14 protein-coding genes and 3 pseudogenes are annotated in these 19,389 nt (G+C 72.6%); 8 read left to right on the top strand and 9 right to left on the bottom strand.

The features are described from left to right. The first annotated feature begins 180 nt into the window (after positions 1 to 180). Positions 181 to 816, top strand: a complete 636-nt coding sequence (locus IE180_RS21260; protein WP_190158497.1) for a VOC family protein — start codon at positions 181 to 183, stop codon at positions 814 to 816. Between the two features lie 419 nt (positions 817 to 1,235). Here the strand turns inward: IE180_RS21260 and IE180_RS21255 are convergent, their stop codons facing one another. From IE180_RS21255 to IE180_RS21220, 9 genes and pseudogenes are all read right to left on the bottom strand, one after another. Beyond that, positions 1,236 to 1,760, bottom strand: a complete 525-nt coding sequence (locus IE180_RS21255) for a peptidylprolyl isomerase (protein ID WP_229860700.1) — start codon at positions 1,758 to 1,760, stop codon at positions 1,236 to 1,238. 1,189 nt (positions 1,761 to 2,949) lie between these two features. Beyond that, positions 2,950 to 3,831 (bottom strand): annotated as a pseudogene (locus IE180_RS21250) (sensor histidine kinase); the annotation flags it as partial. Between the two features lie 24 nt (positions 3,832 to 3,855). Next, positions 3,856 to 4,019, bottom strand: a pseudogene (locus IE180_RS21245) (hypothetical protein); the annotation flags it as partial. A gap of 136 nt (positions 4,020 to 4,155) precedes the next feature. Then, a pseudogene (locus tag IE180_RS36615) lies at positions 4,156 to 4,475 on the bottom strand (winged helix-turn-helix domain-containing protein); the annotation flags it as partial. 45 nt (positions 4,476 to 4,520) lie between these two features. Beyond that, positions 4,521 to 5,195, bottom strand: coding sequence for a potassium-transporting ATPase subunit C (locus tag IE180_RS21240; RefSeq protein ID WP_190158495.1), 675 nt, complete (start codon positions 5,193 to 5,195; stop codon positions 4,521 to 4,523). Between the two features lie 6 nt (positions 5,196 to 5,201). After that, positions 5,202 to 7,313, bottom strand: coding sequence for a potassium-transporting ATPase subunit KdpB (kdpB, locus tag IE180_RS21235; protein WP_190158494.1), 2,112 nt, complete (start codon positions 7,311 to 7,313; stop codon positions 5,202 to 5,204). Beyond that, the gene (gene kdpA, locus IE180_RS21230) at positions 7,310 to 8,974 is read right to left on the bottom strand and encodes a potassium-transporting ATPase subunit KdpA (RefSeq protein ID WP_190158493.1); all 1,665 of its coding nucleotides are present in this window, start codon (positions 8,972 to 8,974) and stop codon (positions 7,310 to 7,312) included. The genes kdpB and kdpA overlap by 4 nt, the downstream gene beginning before the upstream one ends. 8 nt (positions 8,975 to 8,982) lie before the next feature. Then, entirely contained in the window at positions 8,983 to 9,072 is a 90-nt protein-coding gene (kdpF, locus tag IE180_RS21225) for a K(+)-transporting ATPase subunit F (RefSeq protein WP_190158492.1), read from the bottom strand. After that, on the bottom strand, positions 9,069 to 9,218 hold the full coding sequence (locus tag IE180_RS21220; RefSeq protein WP_190158491.1) for a hypothetical protein: 150 nt from the start codon (positions 9,216 to 9,218) through the stop codon (positions 9,069 to 9,071). The genes kdpF and IE180_RS21220 overlap by 4 nt, the downstream gene beginning before the upstream one ends. Positions 9,219 to 9,631: 413 nt before the next feature. On the opposite strand from IE180_RS21220, the gene IE180_RS21215 reads away from it, so the two are divergent. From IE180_RS21215 to IE180_RS21185, 7 genes are all read left to right on the top strand, one after another. After that, entirely contained in the window at positions 9,632 to 10,474 is an 843-nt protein-coding gene (locus IE180_RS21215; RefSeq protein WP_190158490.1) for a PP2C family protein-serine/threonine phosphatase, read from the top strand. 160 nt (positions 10,475 to 10,634) lie between these two features. After that, complete coding sequence (locus tag IE180_RS21210) at positions 10,635 to 11,600, top strand: MASE1 domain-containing protein (RefSeq protein ID WP_229860698.1); 966 nt, start codon at positions 10,635 to 10,637, stop codon at positions 11,598 to 11,600. Between the two features lie 656 nt (positions 11,601 to 12,256). Then, positions 12,257 to 13,414, top strand: coding sequence for an acyl-CoA dehydrogenase family protein (locus tag IE180_RS21205; RefSeq protein WP_190158488.1), 1,158 nt, complete (start codon positions 12,257 to 12,259; stop codon positions 13,412 to 13,414). Further along, positions 13,414 to 15,051: a 5-guanidino-2-oxopentanoate decarboxylase gene (locus IE180_RS21200; RefSeq protein ID WP_190158487.1), complete on the top strand. Its 1,638-nt coding sequence runs from the start codon at positions 13,414 to 13,416 to the stop codon at positions 15,049 to 15,051. Before IE180_RS21205 ends, IE180_RS21200 begins: the two co-directional genes overlap by 1 nt. Further along, complete coding sequence (locus IE180_RS21195; protein WP_190158486.1) at positions 15,048 to 16,253, top strand: Glu/Leu/Phe/Val dehydrogenase dimerization domain-containing protein; 1,206 nt, start codon at positions 15,048 to 15,050, stop codon at positions 16,251 to 16,253. The genes IE180_RS21200 and IE180_RS21195 overlap by 4 nt, the downstream gene beginning before the upstream one ends. Further along, a complete protein-coding gene (locus IE180_RS21190; protein WP_190158485.1) occupies positions 16,250 to 18,379 on the top strand; it encodes an acetate--CoA ligase family protein in 2,130 nt (709 codons plus the stop codon). Before IE180_RS21195 ends, IE180_RS21190 begins: the two co-directional genes overlap by 4 nt. After that, positions 18,376 to 19,173: an SDR family oxidoreductase gene (locus IE180_RS21185; protein WP_190158484.1), complete on the top strand. Its 798-nt coding sequence runs from the start codon at positions 18,376 to 18,378 to the stop codon at positions 19,171 to 19,173. Before IE180_RS21190 ends, IE180_RS21185 begins: the two co-directional genes overlap by 4 nt. Positions 19,174 to 19,389: the final 216 nt, after the last annotated feature.

The following is a 19,389-nucleotide window of genomic DNA, read 5'->3' as shown; positions in this document are numbered from 1 at the left end:
TGCTCAGGCGCCGCACTGTCGGTCACAGGCCGGCAAGCGGGGACACGTCCGGGACGCATGCTGACCGTTTGCTGACCCGAGAATGATCGATCCGCTCCATGGCTGAATCCACGGCGGACGCGGCCGGGGCGGCGGGCGCGGCATCGGGATCCGGACGGGGTGTCGGGTGATGATGCCGAAGTGCGACTTGACCACGTGTCCTATGCGGTGGCCCGCGACAGCTTCGTCTCGACCGTCCAGCGGATCGGATCGGCCCTCGGCGCCGGGTTCGTCGACGGGGGCGTGCACCCGCGATTCGGCACCCGCAATTTCGTTCTCCCGCTGAGCGGCGGCACCTACGTCGAGGTCGTCACCACACTCGACCACCCCGCCGCCGACCGCGCGCCCTTCGGCCAGGCGGTCGCGCGCCGCGCCGCCGAGGGCGGCGGCTGGCTCGGTTGGGTGGTGTCCGTCGACGACATCGCCCCGGTCGAGGCCCGCCTCGGCCGCACCTCGACCGAGGGCCACCGCGTCCGCCCCGACGGGTTCGACCTGAGGTGGAAGCAGATCGGCCTGCTGGAGTTGCTGGAGGACCCGCAACTGCCCTATTTCCTTCAATGGTCGGTCCCCAGCGAGGAGCGTCCGAGTGCCGACCCGCGCACCTCCACCACCATCCACGGAGTCTCCATCGCCGGTGATGCCGCCTCCATCGCCGAATTCCTCGGCGAACCGGCCGACCACCCCCTCGACCAGATCGACGTCACCTGGGTCGAAGGTGAGGAACCGGGCCTGTTCTCGGTCGAGTTCGCCACCGCCCACGGCCCGGTCACGATCTGACCGGGGCCCGACTGCCCCGCGGGAGCAGGCGGCTGCAGTCTCCCGGCTGGCACGTGCCCCTTCGGCGGGAGGCCCGTCGCGGTTGACGATTCGGGGCCTCCCGGGCGCCGGCCGGGCAGCCTGAGGTGCGTCGGCGACGGCTGGTGGCTGAATACGCTCGGAATTGCGCGGGTCCGGCCGCCGTACGCCCAAGACGGGGTCCGGCCCCGGCAGGGAGCCGGGACCGGACAACTGGCGCGATGTCCACGGGCAGCGTCACGCGGAATGCAGAGGTTGGCCTCGGGCGCTTCACGCAGTCCGGGCCCAAGGTCAAAGGTCCTCCCCTTCCGCAGCCGAACGCTTCACCCGGTCGGCGCGGTCCGCCCGGGGGCCGCAGGCGCCAGGCATCCTCATCGAGGACGTGGCCACGTCGCGGTGCGTCAATGCCGGCAGGACGGCCGGACGCGGAGCAGCTCGGTCCGCAGGACGGGTGTGCCGTCGACCGGTGCCGGGTTCTCCGCGGTCGGCTCGATGCCTGCGGCGGCGATTTTGTCGAGTGTCGTCAGGCCGTCGGAGCCGACCGTGCCGAACACCGTGTAGTTCGGTCGCAGGGCGGAGTCGCCGTAGACGACGAAGAACTGCGAGCCGTTCGTGTTCGGACCGGCGTTGGCCATCGCCAGCAGGCCGCGCCCGTAGAGGCGGCGCGTGCCGGTGGGATCGGTGGGTGCGGGCGGCAGGTCCACCGGCAGCTCGTCCTTGTACTTGTATCCGGGGCCGCCCTCGCCGGTACCGGTCGGGTCGCCGCACTGCAGGACCTTCAGCGTCGGATACGCCGTCAGACGGTGGCACACCGTACGGTCGTAGAACCCGTGTCGTGCCAGGTGCAGGAAACTCTGCACCGTGCACGGCGCCTTGGCCCGGTCCAGGTGCAGCAGGAGCGAGCCCTGGCTGGTCGGAACCGCCATGTCCACCGTGCCGCGACCGGGGGTGCGCCGCGGGTCGGGCGGCAGCGGAACAGGGCGCGCCGGCGGCTCGTCCGGGGTCTGCGTGTACTGGCAAGGGCCGTGCGTGGTGCGTGGCGGGGCGCTGTCGGAAGCGGTGGCGACACTCCCCCCGGACACGACTAACGCCACGGCCGCGAATGCGCTGATCAGTGCTCGTTTCATCTTGCACGCCCTCCCGAAGATCTCCAGGTCTTGGAGCGGTCGCAGTCTAGGGCGTGGCGTGGTCCGCGGGAGTGGGAGTTCCGGCCGATCAGCGTGGCCACAGCCCCGTACTTCAGGAAGACACGCCCTCGGCCGTGCCAGGACAACGGGTTCCGCTGCGCGGGCGCCGACCATCAGGACTGCCGCCTCCGCCAACTGGTGGCGCTCTTCCCGCACTTCGCTCGCATGCTTATCGTCTTTTCCGCGGCCGACGGGGTGTACCCCACCAAGTACGGCATCACGATCGATCTGACCTTCGAGGACTTGGGCCACCCGGACCGTCCTGGACCGCTGGAAGAACGCCCCTCTGGGTGACCGGCGACGTCTCGTCGAAGATCATCGATCGCGCACCATGGACGAGGGCCGACGACGTGCCCTGGCAGCCCATCGTCCCGCCCCTGGCGATGATCGTCCGAGGTGGTGTGCGGCACCTCCGAATCCGGAAGCGCACCGCGAGCAGCGGGCGATCCTGCCCTGAAACGGGTTCCCGCTGCGGCAAGTTCCACAGCGGCTGGTTCCTGCCCGCCCTGTGCGTCCCGCAGGAACGCGCTCCCGCTTTGGATGAACTCGTCGTCACCAGTGCCGACGGCGAACACGTAGCCGTGCGTGTCCGCAACACCCATGACCCAAGGCGCGCCTCCTGCCTCTGGGCGCTTGCCGAAGACGTGCAGCGGTGGCGCGACCTCACCGACCACGGCGAAGGCGAGCCGGAGGACCTGCCGGCGGATCCAGATCCGTCTCGGCGAAGACCCGACCGGGCAGCCCGGCACCTCGACGCCACTCCGGCGTCGAGGTCGGAGGCGTCGGAGGGCGCCGTGCCCGAGCGGCCCGGCCCGGCGGACGCCTCCTGGTCGACGGCGTCCGGTCCGACCGGCCCCGGAGCTGCCACGGACCAGGCGCGGACGTGCCTCTCCGTGTGCCCTGTCCGGCGGTCACGTCGTCTCGGCCGTGGCGTCGGGGCTGTGGAGGGTGGAGCGTCGTCCTCCATGCGGAGGCTGACGGTCATGGTCAGATCGCCGCCGGGAGTGTCCTCAGCGGTGACCGTGCCCCCCATGGCCTCGACGAAGCCGCGGGCCACAGCCAGACCGAAGCCGACCCCGGCGCCGCGCGGGGCGTCGCCGTAACGCTGGAAGGCGCCGAAGATGCGGTCCTTCGCCTCGTCGGGGACACCGGGCCCGCGGTCCACGACGCGGAGTTCGACGCGGCCGGCGGGAGCACTCGCGGCGACGAGGGCCGGTGTGCCGGCAGGGCTGTACTGGACCGCGTTCTCGACGACGTCGGCGACGGCCCGGTCCAGCAGGCCGCGGTCGACGACGACCATGGGCAGCGTCTCGGGGACGTCGAGCTCGACGCTGTCGTCGGGGACGCCGACGAGGGCCGTCGGGACCACCGCGTCGAGGTCGGTCTGCCGGAGTACGCCGGTGACGGTGCCGGTCTCCAGGCGCGAGACGTCCAGGAGGTTGCCGACGAGGCGGTCCAGCCGGTCGGCGTCCTCCTCGACGTTCGCGAGGAGTTCGGCCCGGTCTTCCTCCGACCCTTCGACGTCGTCGGAGCGCAGGGAGGAGGCGGACGCCTTGATGCCGGCCAGGGGTGTGCGGAGGTCGTGGCTGACGGCGGCGACGCACGTCCACGGTTCGGTGTCGCCGCGGCGTTCCGGGAGCGCGACGGACTCCATGGCGAAGGTCTCCCGGAGGCGTTCGAGAAGGGCGTCCGGGCCGGTCTCCCCGCGCAGCACGCCGCCTGCGAGGAAGGAGAGCGTCTCCGCCTCCGCTCGCAGCCGGGCGGCCTGGTGGGTGCGGCGGGCGGGCGGCTCGTCCACGAAGGCGACGGCGGGCTTACGGGCAAGGACCGCGTCCACGTCCATCTCGGTGAAGACCGTGCCCCGGTACTCGCTCTCCGCACGCGGCACCGTCTCAAGCCGTGCCGCATCACCTCCGTACGCGGCCGGTCGTGGTGCTCGACGAAGGCGACGACGCAGTCGGTGCCGCGCTCGACCTTCCGGTGGGCCTCCGAGGGCATCGAGTACGTCTTGCCGACGCCCGGTGCCGCGCCGAGGTGGACACGAAGCTTTCCGCGTCCCATGGTGTCGTTTCTCGTCGAGGTCGGGCAGAACGTGTAGGGGCAGGGCGTGCAGGTGTGCGGGGCGGGCGGGGTGTCACGCCTCGAAGCGGTGTCCCGTGCCGGGCTCGGTGATCAGATGGCGGGGGTGCGAGGGGGCCGCCTCCAGCCTGCGGCGCAGCTGCGCCATGGAGACCCTCAGGCAGTGGGTCTTGGCGCTGTGACTCGGCCCCGGAGATCGACCGTGAACTCGTCGGTCGTGACCACGGCGCCGGCCGCCGCTCCCGCGTTCGGCCGCGCGCGTGCGGGCGGCTCCTCGAGCCGGCGGGTGGCCGCTCTCAGCCGGGCGAGGAGTTCGTCCGTGCTGAACGGCTTGGTCATGTAGTCGGTCGTCTGCGCGTCGGGAGCCGGCAGCCGGGGCGTTCCCGGGCCGCCGACTCCCGTGCGTCGGGCGTAAGGCCATCAGCCCTTGGCCGCCACGAGGTTCTTCAGCGCGATGTTGAGCTGCAGGACGTTGACGCGGGGCTCGCCGATGAAGCCGAGGATCCGGTCGTCGGTGTGGTCGGCGACCAGCTTCTCGACCTGCTCGGCGTCGAGGCCGTTCTTCTCGGCGACCCGGTGGACCTGGAGCTTCGCGTACTCCGGGGAGATGTGCGGATCGAGACCGGAGCCGGAGGAGGTGACGGCGTCGGCGGGGACGTCGGAGGGCTTCACCGTGTAGCCGTTCACCGAGTTGTCCTTGACGACGGCGGCCTTGGCGTCGGTGACCCACTTGATCAGGTCCTCGTTGTCGCCCGATCGGTTCGTGGCGCCGGACAGGATCAGCTTGTACCGGGTGTTGACGCCGTTGCCGCCGAGGCCGTTGGAGGGGCGCGGCTGGAACCACTTCAGGTCCGGGGCCGCGGTCTTCTCGCTCCCCTTGAGCGGCAAATCGTAGGTCTGGCCGATGAGTTCGGAGCCGACGACCTTCCCGCTGCCGTCCTTGGTCTCGGAGCCGTTCGCCTTGGACGGGAAGGCGAGCTGGGCGATCCCGGTGACGGCGAGCGGGTAGAGGACGCCGGTGATCACGGTCAGGACGAGCAGGGCCCGGAGTCCGGCCCAGAGCACGCGTCCTGTGTTTCCTACGGAGTTGTTCATAGCCGATCAGCCGATTCCGGGGATGAGGGTGAGGAGCAGGTCGATGAGCTTGATGCCGAGGAACGGGGCGACCAGGCCGCCCAGGCCGTACAGGCCGAGGTTGCGGCGAAGCATCGAGTCGGCGCTGGAGGGCCGGTAGCGCACGCCCTTGAGGGCGAGCGGGACGAGGGCGATGATGATCAGCGCGTTGAAGACGACCGCGGACAGGATCGCGGACTCGGGCGAAGCCAGGCCCATGATGTTGAGCTTGTCGAGCGACGGGTAGGCGACCGCGAACATGGCGGGGATGATCGCGAAGTACTTCGCGACGTCGTTGGCGAGGGAGAAGGTCGTGAGCGCTCCCCGGGTGATGAGGAGTTGCTTGCCGATCTCGACGATCTCGATGAGTTTGGTCGGGTCGGAGTCGAGGTCGACCATGTTGCCGGCCTCCTTGGCGGCCGACGTGCCCGTGTTCATCGCCACGCCGACGTCGGCCTGGGCGAGGGCGGGGGCGTCGTTCGTGCCGTCGCCGGTCATCGCGACCAGCTTGCCGCCCGCCTGCTCGCGCTTGATGAGGGCCATCTTGTCCTCGGGGGTCGCCTCGGCGAGGAAGTCGTCGACGCCGGCCTCCTCCGCGATGGCCCTGGCGGTCAGCGGGTTGTCGCCCGTGATCATGATCGTCTTGATGCCCATGCGGCGCAGCTCGTCGAACCGCTCCCGCATGCCCTCCTTGACCACGTCCTTCAGATGGATCACCCCGAGGACGCGCGCGCCCTCGTCGTCCTTGACGGCGACGAGCAGCGGCGTGCCACCGGCCTGGGAGATCGCGTCGGTGAGGCCCTGAGCGTCGGCCGCGACCCTGCCGCCCTGCTCCTCGACCCAGGCCACGACCGAGCCGGCAGCGCCCTTGCGGACCTTGCGCCCGCCCACGTCCACACCCGACATGCGGGTCTGGGCGGTGAACTCGATCCAGGTCGCGTGGGCGAGTTCGCCCTGGTGGCGTTCGCGCAGGCCGTACTTCTCCTTCGCGAGGACCACGACGGAGCGGCCCTCGGGGGTCTCGTCCGTAAGAGACGAGAGCTGCGCGGCGTCGGCGACCTCGGCCTCCGTGGTGCCCCTGACCGGGACGAACTCCGACGCCTGCCGGTTGCCGAGGGTGATGGTGCCGGTCTTGTCGAGCAGCAGCGTGGAGACGTCACCGGCCGCCTCGACGGCCCGCCCGGACATCGCGAGGACGTTGCGCTGCACGAGCCGGTCCATGCCGGCGATGCCGATCGCGGACAGCAGCGCGCCGATCGTGGTCGGGATCAGACAGACGAGGAGCGCGGTCAGCACGATCATCGAGGTCTGCTGGTCGGCCCCCGCGTAGATCGCGAACGGCTTCAGGGTGACGACCGCGAGCAGGAAGACAATCGTGAGGGACGCCAGGAGGATGTTGAGGGCGATCTCGTTGGGGGTCTTCTGCCGCGCCGTGCCCTCGACCAGGTTGATCATCCGGTCGATGAACGTCTCGCCGGGCTTCGTCGTGATCTTGATGACGATCCGGTCGGACAGCACCTTCGTACCGCCCGTCACCGCGCACCGGTCGCCGCCGGACTCGCGGATGACGGGGGCGGACTCACCGGTGATCGCGGACTCGTCGACGCTCGCGACGCCCTCGACGACGTCGCCGTCGCCGGGGATGACGTCGCCCGCCTCGCAGACCACGAGATCGCCGGTCCTCAGCTCGGTGCCGGGGGTCCGCTCCTCGCCCGTGCCGTCCTTGGTGAGGCGGCGGGCGACGGTGTCGGTCTTGGCCTTGCGCAGGGTGTCGGCCTGGGCCTTGCCCCGGCCCTCGGCGACGGCCTCCGCCAGGTTGGCGAAGATCGTCGTCAGCCACAGCCAGGCGGTGATCGCCCAGCCGAACCAGTCGCCCGGGTTCTTGATCGCGAGCGCGGTGGTGACCACCGAGCCGACGAGGACCACGAACATCACGGGCGACTTGACCATCACCCGCGGATCGAGCTTGCGCAGGGCGTCCGGGAAGGACTTCACCAGCCGCTTCGGGTCGAACAGTCCCCCGCCGACGCGTCCGGCCTCGGGCTTGTGCCCGGTGGGCGCGTCCGGGTGGGACGCCCGGGGAGGAGTGAGGGTGCTCATGCTGCGAGTCCTTCGGCGAGCGGGCCAAGGGCCAGGGCCGGGAAGTAGGTGAGACCAGTGATGATCATGATGCTGCCGACGAGCAGGCCGGTGAACAGCGGCTTCTCGGTCCGCAGGGTGCCCGCGGTCTCGGGGACGGGCGCCTGCTCGGCGAGCGAACCGGCCAGCGCGAGCACGAACACCATCGGGAGGAACCGGCCGAGCAGCATCGCGATGCCGATGGTCGAGTTGAACCACTGAGTGTCGGCGTTCAGGCCGGCGAACGCGGAGCCGTTGTTGTTGGCGCCGGAGGTGTAGGCGTAGAGGATCTCGGAGAAGCCGTGCGCACCCGAATTCGTCATCGAGTTCACCGGGGTGTCCAGGACGAACGAGGCCGCCGTGAAGCAGAGCACCAGCGCCGGGGTGATCAGGATGTACAGCGCGGTGAACTTGATCTCGCGGGTGCCGATCTTCTTCCCCAGGTACTCGGGCGTACGGCCGACCATCAGACCCGCGAGGAACACCGCGATGACCGCCATGATCAGCATGCCGTAGAGGCCGGAGCCGACACCGCCGGGCGCGATCTCGCCCAGCTGCATGCCCAGCAGGTTGATGCCGCCGCCGAAGCCGGTGTTCGACGAGTGGAAGGAGTTCACCGCGCCGGTGGACGTCAGGGTCGTCGCGACGGAGAAGATCGCGGAGGCGCCGATGCCGAACCGGGTCTCCTTGCCCTCCATCGCTCCGCCGGCCAGCTCGAAGGCCGGGCCCCTGCCCGCGAACTCGGTCCACATCATCAGCGCGGTGAACCCGAGCCAGATGACGGCCATCGTGCCGAGGATCGCGTAGCCCTGCTTGAGCGAGCCGACCATGCGGCCGAAGGTGCGGGTGAGCGCGAAGGGGATGATGAGGATCAGGTAGACCTCGAAGAGGTTGGAGAGTCCGTTGGGGTTCTCGAAGGGGTGGGCCGAGTTGGCGTTGAAGTAGCCGCCGCCGTTCGTGCCCAGCTCCTTGATGACCTCCTGGGAGGCCACCGCGCCGCCGTTCCACTGCTGCGAACCGCCGGTGAACTGCCCTACCTCGTGGATCCCGGAGAAGTTCTGGATCGCACCGCAGGCGACGAGGACCAGCGCGCCGACCACCGAGATCGGCAGCAGGATCCGGACCGTGCCGCGCACCAGGTCGGCCCAGAAGTTGCCCAGCTCACCGGAGCGCGAGCTGGCGAAGCCGCGCACGAGCGCGACGGCCACGGCCATGCCGACCGCCGCCGAGACGAAGTTCTGCACCGCGAGGCCGCCGGTCTGCACGACGTGGCCCATGGCCTGCTCGCCGTAGTACGACTGCCAGTTGGTGTTCGCCACGAACGACGCGGCCGTGTTGAACGCCTGGTCCGGGTCGATCGAAACGAAGCCGAGCGAGCCGGGCAGCGAGCCCTGCACGCGCTGCAGCAGGTAGAGGAAGAGGACGCTCACCGCGGAGAAGGCGAGGACCCCGCGCAGATAGGCGGGCCAGCGCATCCCGACGTTCGGGTTCGCGCCGATCGCCTTGTAGATCCACTTCTCGGGCTTGTAGTACTTCTCCGAGGAGTACACCTTGGCCATGTGGTCGCCGAGCGGCCGGTAGGAAAGGCCGAGCGCGACGAGCAGGGCGAGGAGCTGGAGGACTCCAGCCAGGACGGGACTCATATCCGTACTCAGAACCTATCCGGCTTGACGAGGGCGAGGACGAGATAGACCAGCAGGCCGGCGGCGACCAGCAGACCGACGATGTTCTCGGCAGTCACAGCTTCGCCACCCCCTTGGCGACGAAGGCCACCAGCGCGAAGATCGCGACCGTGGTGACGACGAAGGCCACGTCGGCCATCGTGAGCTCCTGGATGTGTGGGGATGAGATGTGCGGTCCGTCGGACCCGTGACGAGCAAAACGCATTTCAGCCATGCCATCGCCGCCGTTGACGTATCCCTGACGTGCGCTGCGTCCGTCTTGACGCATCCCGTACGCGGCCTCGCCCCGGATCGATCCGCTTCCTCGACGGCCGTGCCCTCAGCAGTCGGTCCAGCTCGTTTCCGGCGCCGTCGTCGAGCCGCGCGGCGTCCGCCCGCTCGGTCCGGACGGAGGCCGGGAGCGGGACGGCACCTTCGATTCGGTCGAACTGATGTTTGTTTCCGGTGGCGCGGGGGCCCCGCCGGGATCCGCCGCGTTCTCCGCCGATGAGATGCGGACGCCGTCCCCTCCGGGCAGAGTGGGGAAGGACCTGTTCGTACCGAGGTGGTCCCCTGTGGTCCCGCGTGCTGGAGACGGGACGGACTGATGCGAGGATTGTCGTGACGTCGGAGTGAGCGATGTTCCGCAGACGGCCGGCCGACAACAGCGAGGACCTTCTGGTCCGGCTCGGGTCGCTGACCGCCAGGGCGCGGGAACTGGCCGAGACGCAGCGTTCCCGTGTCGAGCTCGCCGTGGCCCTCCAGCGCGGCATGCTGCCCTCGGACCTGCCCAGTTTTCCGGGCGCCCGGCTGGCCGTCCGCTATGAGCCCGCCAACCACGGACTCAACGTCGGCGGTGACTGGTACGACGCCTTCTCGCTGCCCGGCGGGCAGATCGGCATGTCCATCGGTGACGTGCAGGGGCACAACATCGAGGCCGCCGCCTTCATGGGACAGGTCCGCGTGGCACTGCGCGCGCTGGCCTCCGTCACCGGAGACCCGGGAGAGCTGCTCGGCCGCACCAACGACCTGCTGATCTCTCTGGGCGCCGACCTCTTCGCCACCTGCACCTTCCTGCGGCTCGACCCCGCCGCCGGCACCCTCGAGTGCGCCCGGGCCGGTCACATCCCCCACATCTGGGCCACCACCGACGGCCGCTCCGGCATCGACGACAGCGAGGGCGGGCCTCCGCTCGGTGTGCTCCGCGGCGTCGACTACCCGGCCACGCGCCACCGGCTCACCTCCGACGGCGTCTTCGTCCTCCTGACCGACGGAGTGGTGGAGGGGCCCTCGCTCCACGTCGACGAGGGTCTGGACCGGGTGACGCGGCTCGCCGGGATCACCGCCGTCGCCGGGCTGGACGTCGACGCGCTCGCCACCGCCGTCATGAAGCTGGCGGCCACGGTGGGGCACGAGGACGACGCGGCCGTCCTGGTCGTCGGCCATGACGGCGGTCCGGCCCGGTCGGCGGCCGAGGAGTGAGGGGAGCGGGCACGCCTCGGGCCGGGCCGGGCCTCGGACCGGGCCGTGCGGCGGCGCCCGACACGCAGCGGTCCTTGCCCGGTCGTGGCGGCCCGGCCGGTGTCTGATGGCTGACGTGTTGGATACTCGGCAGTTCCGTCCCCCTACGGAGGCGGCTCTGATGTCGCTGGCCGTGGCGGTGTGCTACTACGCGGCCGGACGACTCGGCCTGATGGGCCGCCTCGTCGTCGAAGGCGTGGTGGTCACCCCCGTCTGGCCGCCCACCGGCGTCGCCGTCGCCGCCCTGCTGCTGCTCGGCGCGCGGGTCTGGCCCGGGATCGCCCTCGGCTCCTTCCTCGTCATCGCCTCCCTCACCGCTCCGGGGCCCACCACGGTCGTCACCGTGGTGAGCAACACCGTCGCGCCCCTCTGCGCCTTCCTGCTGCTGAGACGGGCCGGCTTCCGGCGCGACATGGCGCGGCTGCGGGACGGGCTCTCCCTGGTCTTCCTCGGCGGGTTCGGCGCCATGCTGATCAGCGCGACCGCGGGGGTCGGACTGCAGGTGGCGAAGGGCTCCCTGGACGAGAGCGAGTTCTGGCCCGCCTGGCTGGCCTGGTGGGTGGGCGACACGATGGGGGTGCTGCTCGTCGCCCCGCTCCTGCTCGTCCTCGCGGGAGGGGCCGGACGGTTCCGGGTGCGGCGCTGGAAGGAGGCGGCCTTTCTGGGGCTGGCGACCCTGGTCCTCATGCCCATGGCTGTGCTCAGCCCGATGAGCATGCTCTTCCTCGTCTTCCCCCTGCTGATCTGGGCGGCGCTCCGCTTCCAGCTCGCCGGAAGCATGCTGTGCGCGCTCTTCGCCTCCGTGCTCACCACCTTCGAGGCGAACTCCGGGCGGGGCGCGTTCCTCCACCTGACGGACGTCGAGACCATGGTCAAGCTCCAGGCGTTCAACGGTTCCGCCGCCCTGACCGCCCTGCTTCTCGCCTCCGTCATCACCGAGCAGCGTGCGACCCGCCGGTCGGTGCGCCGCGCCTGCCAGGAACTGGCGGAGGTCCTGGAGCACCTCGCGGCGGGCGAGCCCTCGCCGGGTCCGCCCGGCACCGTCGAGAGCCGGGCAGTCCCGCCCGGCGGGCACCGCGATCCGTGACCCCCGCGCCGGAGCCGGCGCGGGGACCAGGAGCCGTACGACGACTGCGGGGCACGGGAACCGGCCGTGCGGTGCGCACCGGGGTCCGCCTGCGCCAAAGCCTCCCGGAACCGCTGCCGGCGCCGCGGCGGTCCGCCGGTGAGGTGTCGTCAGGACCGTCGCGTTCGAGGCCGTGATCACTCCGCTCGGCAGGCCGTGGCCGTCCGGCAGCCAGGAGGTGAGGTCCTCCGCCGCGCCCGGCGGACGCACCGCCGCCGTCCGGGCCGACGAACGCAGTCCGCACGTCTTCATCGACGGTGAGCCCGCCCGGTCGTCCCGCCCGCCGCGAAGCCCCTGCGCGTCCGCGGACGAAGAGCCTGCCGTTCTCCAACGCGACGGAAGGGCGTCGCCCGTCCGACCGGATCCCCTCGCGACGGCGCCACAGGCCCACGCGGCACTCCCCGCGGGCATCTGTGATCACCGCCGCCCCGACGAGCCGGCTGCCCGCAGCCCGCAGCCCGCAGCCAGCAGCCGACAGCCGACGCACGATTCCCGGCCCTCGGTCCGGAGGCGGCGGTCGGAAGTGGGCGGATCCGGGGCGTTGACAGTGCCGCCGACGCCTCTCGATACTGACTGACGGTTCAGTTAGCGACTCCGTTGCCACACCTGGAGGCACCATGTCCGACCTCCCCACCGAGCTGGTTCCGTTCACCCCCGAGCAGCGTGGCATCGTCGAACTCACCCGGGCCTTCGCCCGTGACGAGATCCGGCCGCGGGCACGCGCCGTGGACGAGGCCGACGTCGAGACACCGTGGGACCTGTGGCACAAGGCCGCCGAGGTCGGCATCACCGGCTTCATGCTTCCCGAGGAGTACGGAGGCGGCGGCTTCACCGACGTCTTCACCCAGTGCCTCGTGCAGGAGGAGCTGTGCGTCGGCGACCTCGGCATCGGAAACCTGCTCTGCTCCAACGGCTTCTTCGCCGACCCCGTGCTCGAACTCGGCACCGGGGAACAGAAGCGGGCCTGGCTCACCCCGCTGACCGGCCCCGGCACCCCGATGACCGCCCTGGCCACCACGGAACCCGGCGCCGGCTCCGACGCCGCGTCCATCGTGACGACGGCCACCCGCACCGACGGCGGGTACCTGCTGAACGGCCAGAAGGCCTGGATCTCCAACGCGGGAGAGGCCGAGCAGTACGTCGTCTTCGCCAAGACCGACCCCACGCGGCGCGCCAGGGGCGTGACCGCCTTCCTGCTGCGCAAGGACACTCCCGGCGTCGCCTTCGGCGAGCCCATGCGCAAGATGGGCCAGCGCGCCATCGTGTGCCGGGAGGTCTTCTTCGCCGACGCCTTCGTGCCCGAGGAGAACCGCCTCGGAGAGGAGGGGCAGGGCTTCCAGGGGCTCATGCGGACCTTCGACGTCTCGCGGGCCGTGCTGGGGGCGGCGGCGACCGGCGTGGCGCGGGCCGCGTACGAGTACGCGCGCGACTACGCGCGCACCCGGCAGCAGTTCGGCAAGCCGATCATCGAGCACCAGGCGGTGGCGTTCCGGCTGGCCGACATGCGGACCCGGATCGAGCAGGCCCGCCTGATGACCTGGCGCGCGGCCAAGCGCCTGGACGCCGGCCTGTCCGCGACGACCGAGGCCGCCATGGCCAAACTGACCGCCTCGGAGACGGCCGCGTACTGCACCTGGGCCGCCGTGCAGACCCTCGGCGGCTGGGGCTACTCGCGCGAGTACCCCGTGGAGCAGTGGATGCGGGACGCCAAGCTGGAGGAGATCGAGGAGGGCACCTCGGACATCATGCGGCTCGTGATCTCGCGGGGCCTGTGATGACGACCCCGCCCGAGAAGGACGAGGCCGTCACCGGCGGCGAGGCCGTCGTCCGCGCCCTCGCCTCGCACGGTGTCACCGACGCCTTCGGGATCCCCGGCACGCACAACCTGGAGATCTACCGCCACCTCCGGGCCTACGGCATAAGCCATGTGACGCCTCGCCACGAACAGGGTGCGGGGTACGCCGCCGACGCGTACGCCCGGGCGTCCGGCCGGCCCGGTGTCGCGGTCACCACCACCGGCCCCGCGCTGCTGAACATCGCCGCCGCCGTCGGCCAGGCCTACTCCGACAGCGTGCCGCTGCTCGTCGTCTCCCCCGGCATGCCGCTGCGGCACCCCCGGCAGTCCACCGGCCTCCTCCACGAGATGCGCAGCCAGACCGAGGCCCTGCGCGGCGTCGCCGCCTTCAGCCACCGGGTGTCGTCGGTGGAGGAGATCGGCTCGGCGGTGGCACGGGCCTTCACCCTCTTCCGTACGGGCCGGCCCCGTCCGGTGCACATCGAGGTGCCGCTGGACCTGCTGGAGGCCGCGGAGCCGGCAGGGCCCGTACGGCGTGCGCCGCTCACCGGACCCCCCGCGCCCGACCCGGCGGCGGTGGGGAGGGCGGCCGAAGCCCTGCGCGCGGCCCGGCGGCCCGCGCTGGTCCTGGGCGGAGGGGCCCGGGCGGCGGCCGCGGAATGCGCGGCGCTCGCCGAGGAGCTGGGCGCGCCGGCCGTGACCACCGCCAACGGCAAGGGCGTGATGGACGAGCGCCATCCGCTCTCGCTGGGCGTGTCGCTGCACAGCCCGGCCGTGCGGGAGTGGCTGGTGGACCGCGACGTGGTCCTCGCCGTCGGCACGGAGCTGGCCGAGTCCGACCTCTGGGGTCCGCCGCCGGCCCTGACGGGCACCTTGATCCGGGTCGACGTGGACCCCGCCCAGATGTACGCGGGGCTCCCGGCGGACGTGCCCCTGGTGGGCGACGCACGTGCCCTGGTCGAGGCGCTGCTCGCCGAGTGCCGAGGAGGAGCCGGCGGCGTCCCCGCGGACCCCGCCGGCGTCCGTGCCCTCCGTGCCGCCCGGGACGACGAGACCCGTACCCGCGACGCGCGCTGGCTGCCGTACCTCCGGGCCGTGCGCCGTGTCCTCGCCGAGGACGCCGTCCTCACCTCCGACAGCGCCCAGTGCTGCTACTACGGTGCGCTGCCCCATCTGCCCCTCGGCCCCGCAGGCCGCTATCTGCACCCCACCGGTTTCGGGACCCTCGGCTACGCCCTGCCCGCCGCGATCGGCGCGAAGACCGCGTGCCCCGAGCGGCAGGTCGTCGCCCTCAGCGGCGACGGCGGCCTGCAGTTCTCCGTACAGGAGCTCGGCACCGCCGTACAGCTCCGGCTCCCGCTCCCCGTCGTGGTCTTCGACAACGGCGGCTACGGCGAGATCCGCGAGGAGATGGCGGCCCGCGGGGACGCTCCCCTGGCGGTGGACCTGCCCGCCGTCGACCTCCCCGCGCTCGCCCGCGCCTACGGCGGTCGGGGCGCGGTGGTCCGTTCGCCGGAGGAACTCGCCGCCGCCCTGGCCCACGCGCTGACCGTTCCCGGACCCACCGTCCTCACCGTTCCCGACATTCCCGACGTTCCCGAGGAGTCCCCCCGATGACGCCCGAGACCGCGACCGCCCCCGCGCACGCCCCTCTCATCTCCCTCACCTGGACGGACCACGTGACCGGCCGCCAGGGCCACCTGGTGATCGACCGGCTCGTGCGCGGCGTCTCCAGCGGCGGGCTGCGGATGCGGGAGGGCTGCACCCTCGACGAGGTCGCCGGCCTGGCCCGCGGCATGACGATGAAGGAGGCCCTGCACTACGACCCCGAGGGCCGCTACGTGCCGCTCGGCGGCGCCAAGGGCGGCATCGACTGCGACCCGCGCGACCCCGAGGCGTACGGGGTGCTGGTCCGCTACCTCCGCGCGATGCGGCCGCACATCGAACACTTCTGGACCACCGGCGAAGACCTCGGCCTCACCCAGGACCTCGTCGACCGCGCGGCCGCCGAGGCCGGTCTGGTCTCCTCGATCCAGGCCGTGTACCCGCTGCTCGACGACGAGGCCGCGGCCCGGCGCCGGCTCGCGGACGCGTTCGCCGTGGACGTGGACGGCATCGGGCTCGACGAGCTGGCGGGCGGCTGCGGGGTCGCCGAATCGGTCCTGACGGTGCTGGACAGGGCCGGTGTCCCCCACGCGGGGACGCGGGTGTCGGTGCAGGGCTTCGGGACGATGGGCGGGGCGACCGCCCGCTTCCTGGCCCGGGCCGGACTGAAGATCGTGGCCGTGGCCGACGTCAAGGGCACGATCGTCCACCCGGACGGCCTGGACGTGGAGGCGCTGCTGGCCGCCCGGGACGCGTACGGGACCGTGGACCGCGCCGCCCTGCGCGCGGACGACCGCGAACTGCCCGGCGACGCCTGGCTGTCCGCCGACGCCGACGTACTCGTCCCGGCCGCCGTCTCGTACGCGGTCGACGCCGGCAACCAGGCCGGCATCACGGCCCGCTGGATCGCCGAGGCGGCCAACATGCCGGTCCTGCCGGAGGCCGAGGGCCTGCTGGCGGCGCGCGGCATCACCGTCCTGCCGGACGTGGTCGTCAACTCGGCCACCAACGCCTGGTGGTGGTGGACCCTCTTCGGCGACATCGGCCCGGACCCGGACGAGGCGTTCGCTCACATCCGGCGCTCCGTGCGCGCGCTGGTCGAACAGGTCCTGACCCGGGCCGAGCGCGACGGGACCACCCCGCGCGCGGCGGCGCACGGCGTCGTCGCGGACCGGCTGCCGGTGATCGCCGCGCGCTTCGGCTGGTACGCATGAGCCTGGACGTCCTCTTCGATCCGCGTTCCGTCGCCGTCGTCGGGGCCTCCGCCGACCCCGCCAAGTGGGGTTACTGGCTGGCCGCCGGAGCCCTCGCCGGACGCTCCCGGCGCACCGTCCACCTCGTCAACCAGCGGGGCGGCAACCTCGACGGCGTACCCTTCCTGCCGGACCTCGGGTCCCTGGCGACCGTCCCCGAGCAGGTCGTCGTCGCGGTGCCGCCGCCGCAGGTGCGGCCCGTGATCGTCCAGGGACTCGCGGCGGGCGCGCGGTGCTTCACCGTGATCACGTCCGGAGGGTCCGGTCCGCAGGAGGAGCGGGAACTGGCCGCGCTCGTCACCTCGCACGGCGGACGGCTGCTCGGCCCCAACTGCATGGGCGTCGTCGACACCACGACCGAACTCCGCCTGAGCTGGGGCGACTTCCCGGCGGGTGGGGTCGGGCTCGTGTCGCAGAGCGGCAACCTCGCACTCGAGATCGGCAGGCTGCTGGACCGGGCCGGACAGGGGTTCTCCCGGTTCGTCTCGCTCGGCAACCAGCGCGACATCGACGCGGCGGACGCCCTCGACGCGCTGATCGCCCACGAAGCGACGCGCGTCGTCGCCGCGTACGTGGAGGACTTCCGGGACGGGCGGCGCCTGGCCCGCACCCTGGCCGCCGCCCACGCGGCCGGCAAGCCCGTCCTGCTGCTGACGCTCGGCCGCAGCGAGGCCTCCGGTCGCGCGGCGGCCTCCCACACGGGCGCGCTGGTGAGCGCCCGGGCGGTGGTGGACGCCGTCTGCCGCGACACGGGCGCGATCCTGCTGGAGTCGGCGGGCGAACTGGTCGACACGGCCGTCCTGTTGGCGGCGGTACGGCACGGCCTGGGGCAGCGGCGGGCACGGGGACAGGGACAGGGGCCGCGCCTCGGGCTGAGCCGGACCGTGCCCGCGGACGCCACCGGCGGAGCCCCCGCGTCCCCCGGAGCGGCGCGCATCGCCGTCGTCGGCGACAGCGGGGGCCAGGGCGCGCTCGCCGCCGACGCGCTCGTCGCCCGCGGGCTCGACGTCCCCGTCCTCGACGGGGCCACCCGGGCCGCCGTCGCCGCGCACCTCCCCGGCCGGGGAGGCTGCGGCAACCCCGTCGACCTCGCGGGCGCCGGGGAGGCGGACCTCCGCAACTACGCCCGGATCACCCGGGCCCTGCTCGACGGCGGGGACACCGATGCCACGGTCCTCACCGGCTACTTCGGCGACTACGCCACCGCCAACCCCGACCAGACCCGCGAGGAGTGCGCGGTCGCCGAGGAACTGGCGGAGGCCGCGGGAAGGGCCGGCCGGCTGCTCGTCGTCCACACCATGGCCCGCGACACCCCGGCCCTGGCCGTGCTGCGCGAACACGGCGTGCCCGTCTACGAACGCATCGAACAGGCCGCGACCGCCCTGGCCCATGCGGCCCGGCCGGCCCGCGCGACGCCGTACGCGCCGCCCGAGCGGGCGCCGTCCCCGTCCCGCCCCGTCACGGACGGGGAGTACGAGAGCGTCCGCACCCTGCTCCGGTCCCATGGACTCGGCTTCCCCACCGCCGAGTTCGTCGGCACGGCCGACGAGGCGGCCGACGCCGCCCGCCGCACCGGATACCCGCTCGCCCTCAAGGCGATGGGCCTGGCCCACAAGACCGAGGCGGGCGGGGTGGCCCTCGGCATCGCCGACGAGACCGCGCTGCGCGCCGCCTTCGCCCGGATGCGTGACGCCACCGGCGTCACCCGGTACGCGGTCGAGGAGATGGCCGTCCACCCGCACTCCGTCGAGCTCATCGCCGGAGTGCGACACGACCCGGCGTTCGGGCCCGTCGCCATGGTCGGCCTCGGCGGGGTCACCGCCGAACTGCTCGCCGACACCGCGCTCGCCCTCGCCCCGCTCACCCCGGGGCGGGCGCGCGAGCTGCTGCTCTCCCTGCGGCACGCACCGCTGCTCACCGGCTGGCGGGGCGCGCCCGCCGTCGACCTGGATGCCGCCGCGGACGCCCTGTGCGCGCTGGCGCGGGCCGCGTCCGAGCATCCCGAGCTCGCCGAGCTCGAAGTCAATCCGCTGCTCGTCCATCCGGGCGGCGCGGTCGCCCTCGACGCCCATGGAGTGCTGAGATGACATCGGAACCCGGCCGGTTCGCCGGCCGTACGTACCTCGTGACCGGCGGCGGCAGCGGCATCGGCCGTGCGATCGCGCTGGCGCTGGCGGCGGCGGGGGCGCGCGTCACCGTGGCGGGCCGCACCCCGCAGCGGCTGGACGAGACGGTCGCCCTGATCGAGAAGGCCGGCGGGGAGGCCCTCGCGGTGCCGACGGACGTACGCGACCCGGAGGCGGTGGACGCGCTGGTGGCCGCGGCGGTCGAGCGGTTCGGCAGGCTGGACGGGCTGGTCAACAACGCGGCCGGGAACTTCGTCGTCCCCGGCATCGACCTGTCCCCGGGCGGCTGGCGCGCCGTCGTCGACATCGTCCTCAACGGCTCGTACTACTGCACCCGTGCCGTCGCCCGCAGGCTGCGCGAACAGGGCACCGGCGGCTCGGTCCTCTCCGTGATCGCCACGTACGCCTGGCACGGCCACCCGGGCACCGTCCACTCGGCCGCCGCGAAGGCCGGCGTCCTGGCCATGACGCGGACCCTGGCGGTCGAACTCGCCCCGCTGGGCATCCGCCTGAACTGCATCGCCCCCGGCCCGACGGAGACGGAGGGCGCCGGCGCGGCCCTGTGGGCCACCGCCGAGGCCCGCGAGGAGGTCCTGGCCACGGTCCCGGCGGGCCGCTTCGCCGACCCCGCCGAGATCGCGGAGGCGTCGCTGTTCCTCCTGGGCGACGGGGCGTCGTACCTGACCGGCGAGTGCCTCACGGTGGACGGCGGCCAGTGGCTGGGGAAGCAGGTGTACGGGCGGTCGGCCGGGTAGCGGAGCGGACCGTACGCGGTGAGGGGCGGCCCGTGGGCCGCCCCTCGGGCGTGGGAGGGCCGGCACCGGTACGGGTGGCCGGCCCTCCGCGCGCTCGACCGTCGGGACATCGGGCCGGGCCGGACCGCAGGCGCTCGCCACGGCACCGGTCCTCCGGACGCACGCGCGGAGGGGGCCGAGGGCGACCGGGCTTCCCCGGCGCTCCTCGGCCCCCTC

Source organism: Streptomyces litmocidini, assembly GCF_014649755.1.
Lineage (GTDB): Bacteria > Actinomycetota > Actinomycetes > Streptomycetales > Streptomycetaceae > Streptomyces > Streptomyces litmocidini.
The sequence above is the reverse complement of the archived record's forward strand: the minus strand, read 5'-3'. Positions and strand labels throughout refer to the sequence as shown.